Below are 4,298 nucleotides of genomic sequence, written 5' to 3' on the forward strand. Positions count from 1 at the left end.
CCCGGAGAACGACGTCGGTCGCGCGCGCCCCGCCGGGGAGGCGACCTTTGGGCCGTGCGCCTCGCCCCGCGGCCGATGCGGGTGGGGGGTCCGCGGGGCGAGGGTCCTGGGTATGGACGACACGGAGAAGAAGCGGGTGCGGCACGCTCTGGAGGCCGTCGGCGGAATCATGATGATGCAGGGCGTCGTGGGCCTGATCCACGCGTTCACCGGCTGGCTCACCTGGGGCCTGATCCGGCATCTCGGCTTTCTCGACGGCCGCGAGGTGTACGGCAGCATCACGCTGATCGTGCTGGCGGTCGCCGTGCTCGCGGCCGCCGAGAGCCGGCTCGGTCCGCGCCCGGAGGACCCGGACCGCGAGGACCCGGACCCTGAGGGCCCGGGTCCGAAGGGCTCGGATCAGCAGGCGTAGTCGACCAGGTCGAACGTCGCGTAGTGGTCGGCGGTGTAGTAGTCCTCCTGGCTGCGCTCGCCGGTCACGATGCGGCGGGCGCCGCGGGTGTCGGAGCCCGGGGTGATGACCGTGTACTCGTGGTAGTAGCCGGTGGTCTGCTGGGGCAGGACGCCCTCGCGGTTCTGGAAGACGGTGCCGTCCTGCTCGTACGGGTACGGGCCGCCCTGCTCGATGAGGTCCAGGGTGTCGTGCGCCTGCGAGGGCAGGGCCGAGTAGCAGATGTCGCCGACGGCGGCGGTGGACAGGACCGACGCGGAGACCGGGGCCGGGGCGGCCTCGGCGGCGACGGTGGCGGGGCCGCCGAGGAAGAGGGCGGCTGCGATCGCGGCGACGCTGATGAAGCGTGGGGGAATCTTCATGCCTTCAGTGTGACGCGCGTAGAGGAGCCGTCAACACCAACTGCGCCTTGTTTTCCAGGAGTTAACCCGTCGCGCTGACGCCCCGTGAGGCCGCGCCGCCTCGGCGTCCGATTGCCGCCAGCTTCCGTCGCCGCGGCCGACTGGAATGGCGGGACAGGAAGGCGACGAGCCGACGACAAGCCCTGGAGGCGGACATGAACGGCAAGGTGGCTCTGGTGACCGGCGGCGGCCGCGGGATCGGCGCGGCGACGGCGCTGCGGCTGGCCCGCGACGGTTTCGACGTGGCGGTCACGTACGTACGGGACAAGGAGGCGGCCCAGGAGGTGGTGCGCGGGATCGAGGCGGCGGGGCGGCGCGGGGTCGCGGTGCGGGCCGACTCGGCGGACGCGGCCGAGGCGGCCGGGGCGGTGCGGACGACGGCGGACCGGCTGGGCGGACTCGACGTGCTGGTCAACAATGTGGGCGTCGGGGTGCTCGGCCCGCTCGACGGGCTCACGCTCGCGGACGTGGACCGGGTCCTCGCGGTCAACGTGCGGGGCGTCTTCCTCGCCTCGCAGGCCGCGGCGGGCGTCCTGGGCGAGGGCGGCCGGATCGTCACGATCGGCACGTGCATGACCCAGCGGGTGCCGGGCCCCGGCGGCACGCTGTACGCGATGAGCAAGGCGGCGCTGACGGGTCTGACGAAGGCGCTGGCCCGGGAGCTGGGCGGGCGCGGGATCACGGCGAACATCGTGCATCCGGGGCCGATCGACACGGACATGAACCCGGCCGGCGGCCCGTTCGCGGCGGGCCAGGCGCAGATGACGGCGCTCGGCCGGTTCGGCACGGCCGACGAGGTCGCGCGGACGGTCGCCCATCTGGCGGGCCCGGGCGGGAGTTACGTGACGGGCGCCGAGTTCGCGGTCGACGGCGGGCACGCCGCGTAGCGCGCGGCGCGGGACACGAAGACGCGGGGCGCACCGGTGCTGTCAGGCCGGTGCGCCCCGCAGGTCCCGTACGGGACGGCTTACTTGGAGCGGTCGAGCAGCTTGCCCCGCGGCTCGGTGAACTCGCCCTCGGAGACGATGCGCTCGCCGTGCAGCCAGGTCGACTTGACGACACCGTGCAGCGTCTTGCCGGCGTAGGCGGTGACGCGGTTGCGGTGCTGGAGCTCGGCCGGGTCGACCGTGAAGGTCTCCTCGGGGGCGAGGACGGCGAAGTCGGCGTCGCGGCCGACGGCGATGGCGCCCTTGCGGTCGTCGAGTCCGACCAGCGCGGAGGTCCGCTCGGACATCCAGCGGACGACGTCCTCGAGGGAGTGGCCGCGCTTGCGGGCCTCGGTCCAGATCGCCGAGAGGCTCAGCTGGAGACCGGAGATGCCGCCCCACGCGGTGGCGAAGTCGTCGGTCTTGAGGTCGGCGGTGGACGGCGAGTGGTCGGTGACGACGCAGTCGATGGTGCCGTCGGCCAGCGCCTGCCACAGCAGGTCCTGGTTGGCCGCCTCGCGGATGGGCGGGCAGCACTTGAACTCGCTGGCGCCGTCCGGGACTTCCTCGGCGGTGAGCGTGAGGTAGTGCGGGCAGGTCTCGACGGTGAGCTTGACGCCCTCGGCCTTGGCGGCGGCGATCAGCGGCAGCGCGTCGGAGGACGACAGGTGCAGGATGTGGACGCGGGCGCCGATCCGCTTGGCGGTGTCGATCAGGCCCTTGATCGCGACGTCCTCGGAGACGCGCGGGCGGGTCGCGAGGTAGTCGTCGTACTTCGGGCCGCTGTTGTGCGGGGCGACGTCCAGCTCGTGCGGGTCCTCGGCGTGCACGATGAGCAGGCCGCCGAAGCCGGCGATCTCGGCCATGGACGCGGTCAGCCGGTCCGCGTCGAGGTGCGGGAACTCGTCGACGCCGGACGGCGACAGGAAGCACTTGAAGCCGAAGACGCCGGCCTCGTGCAGCGGGCGCAGGTCCTTGACGTTGTCCGGCAGGGCGCCGCCCCAGAAGCCGACGTCGATGTGCGCCTTGGCCGCGGCGACCTCCTGCTTGGTGCGCAGGTTGTCGACCGTGGTGGTGGGCGGCAGCGAGTTCAGCGGCATGTCGACGAGGGTCGTGATGCCGCCGGCCGCGGCGGCGCGGGTGGCCGTCCAGAAGCCTTCCCACTCGGTGCGGCCCGGGTCGTTGACGTGGACGTGCGTGTCCACGATGCCGGGCAGCAGGACGTGGTCGCCGAAGTCCTCGAGGCGGGCCCCGGCCGGCACCTCGGCGTCGTGCGCGAGCACCCCGACGATCTTCCCGCCGGCGACGGCGACCGAAGCGGGCCGCGTACCTTCGGGGGTGATGACGCGGCTCGAGCGCAGTACCAGTTCGACGTCCGACACCGTGGACCTCCTCATTTCAACGTTCTGTTGAAGGAGTTTTCACTCCGACATGCGAGCCGTCAAGGCTCTGGATGTTTCCACAAAGTGGAATTATGATTCCGATACGCAGAACGTAGCTACCGACGAACTTAGGGGTCAAGACAGGACCCGGAAGGAAACCGCCGGGTAGGCTGCACCACTGCCTGCCTGTCCTCGAAAGGAACGCGCCGTGCCGACGCCGTCCCACGCCAGCACCACCGAGACCGCCAAACCCGCGGCCGGCGGTGTCCAGTCCCTCGAGCGCGCCTTCGACCTGCTCGAGCGGATGGCCGACGCCGGCGGCGAGGTCGGCCTGAGCGAGCTCTCCGCCAGCAGCGGCCTGCCGCTGCCCACGATCCACCGCCTGATGCGCACCCTGGTCGCCTGCGGCTACGTACGCCAGCAGCCGAACCGGCGCTACGCGCTGGGCCCCCGCCTGATCCGCCTCGGCGAGTCGGCCTCCCGACTGCTCGGCACCTGGGCCCGCCCCTACCTGGCCCGCCTGGTCGAGGAGACCGGCGAGACGGCGAACATGGCGCTGCTCGACGGCGACGAGATCGTCTACGTCGCCCAGGTCCCCTCCAAGCACTCGATGCGCATGTTCACCGAGGTCGGCCGGCGCGTGCTGCCGCACTCGACCGGCGTGGGCAAGGCGCTGCTCGCGCACACGCCCGCGGACGAGGTGCGGGCGCTGCTCGCCCGTACGGGGATGCCGGCGGCGACCGAGAAGACGATCACGACGCCGGACGGGTTCCTGGACGCGCTGGAAGAGGTGCGCGGGCTCGGGTACGCGGTCGACGACAACGAGCAGGAAATAGGAGTCCGGTGCCTCGCGGTGCTCGTGCCGGACTCGCCGACGGCGGCGGCGATCTCCATCTCCGGCCCCGCGGGCCGGGTCACGGAGGCGGCGACGGACAAGATCGTGCCGGTGCTCCAGCAGGTGGCGCGTGAGTTGTCGACTGCGCTGGCCAACACGGGTAACGGGAACGGGGCGGGTCTCTAGGTCTCGTCGCGGGGTGCGGGTGCGTGGGAGCTGGTCGCGCCCCGCGGCGCAGCCGCTGATGTCACAGCCCCGCGCCCCCCCCAGTTTTTGTGGCGTTGTGGGGTGCGCTCGCCTCAC

The 4,298-nt window shown here is 72.2% G+C and carries 5 protein-coding genes; 3 read left to right on the forward strand and 2 right to left on the reverse strand.

Annotated elements, in window-relative coordinates; genetic code table 11:
- Positions 1-112: 112 nt before the first annotated feature.
- Entirely contained in the window at positions 113-412 is a 300-nt protein-coding gene (locus ACFW9D_RS25945) for a hypothetical protein (protein ID WP_384625386.1), read from the forward strand.
- On the opposite strand, the gene ACFW9D_RS25950 is transcribed toward ACFW9D_RS25945, so the two are convergent.
- On the reverse strand, positions 400-813 hold the full coding sequence (locus ACFW9D_RS25950) for a ribonuclease (RefSeq protein WP_188336125.1): 414 nt from the start codon (positions 811-813) through the stop codon (positions 400-402). The two genes, ACFW9D_RS25945 and ACFW9D_RS25950, sit on opposite strands and share 13 nt — an antisense overlap.
- Before the next feature lie 194 nt (positions 814-1,007).
- On the opposite strand from ACFW9D_RS25950, the gene ACFW9D_RS25955 reads away from it, so the two are divergent.
- Positions 1,008-1,739 (forward strand): SDR family oxidoreductase, encoded by a 732-nt coding sequence (locus ACFW9D_RS25955; RefSeq protein ID WP_384625389.1) that lies wholly within the window; start codon positions 1,008-1,010, stop codon positions 1,737-1,739.
- An 80-nt stretch (positions 1,740-1,819) separates the two neighbouring features.
- Here ACFW9D_RS25955 and allB read toward each other — a convergent pair whose 3' ends face one another.
- Positions 1,820-3,160, reverse strand: a complete 1,341-nt coding sequence (gene allB, locus ACFW9D_RS25960; protein WP_384625392.1) for an allantoinase AllB — start codon at positions 3,158-3,160, stop codon at positions 1,820-1,822.
- A 208-nt stretch (positions 3,161-3,368) separates the two neighbouring features.
- On the opposite strand from allB, the gene ACFW9D_RS25965 reads away from it, so the two are divergent.
- Complete coding sequence (locus ACFW9D_RS25965) at positions 3,369-4,181, forward strand: IclR family transcriptional regulator (RefSeq protein WP_188336128.1); 813 nt, start codon at positions 3,369-3,371, stop codon at positions 4,179-4,181.
- Positions 4,182-4,298: the final 117 nt, after the last annotated feature.

The sequence above is a fragment of the Streptomyces sp. NPDC059524 genome (assembly GCF_042749255.1).
In the GTDB taxonomy this organism is placed as follows: Bacteria; Actinomycetota; Actinomycetes; order Streptomycetales; family Streptomycetaceae; genus Streptomyces; species Streptomyces xanthii.

Coding starts and splice junctions, on each gene's coding strand:
- ACFW9D_RS25950 (WP_188336125.1), bottom strand. CDS start 813: ATGAAGATTCCCCCACGCTTCATCAGCGTCGCCGCGATCGCAGCCGCC.
- ACFW9D_RS25955 (WP_384625389.1), top strand. CDS start 1,008: ATGAACGGCAAGGTGGCTCTGGTGACCGGCGGCGGCCGCGGGATCGGC.
- ACFW9D_RS25945 (WP_384625386.1), top strand. CDS start 113: ATGGACGACACGGAGAAGAAGCGGGTGCGGCACGCTCTGGAGGCCGTC.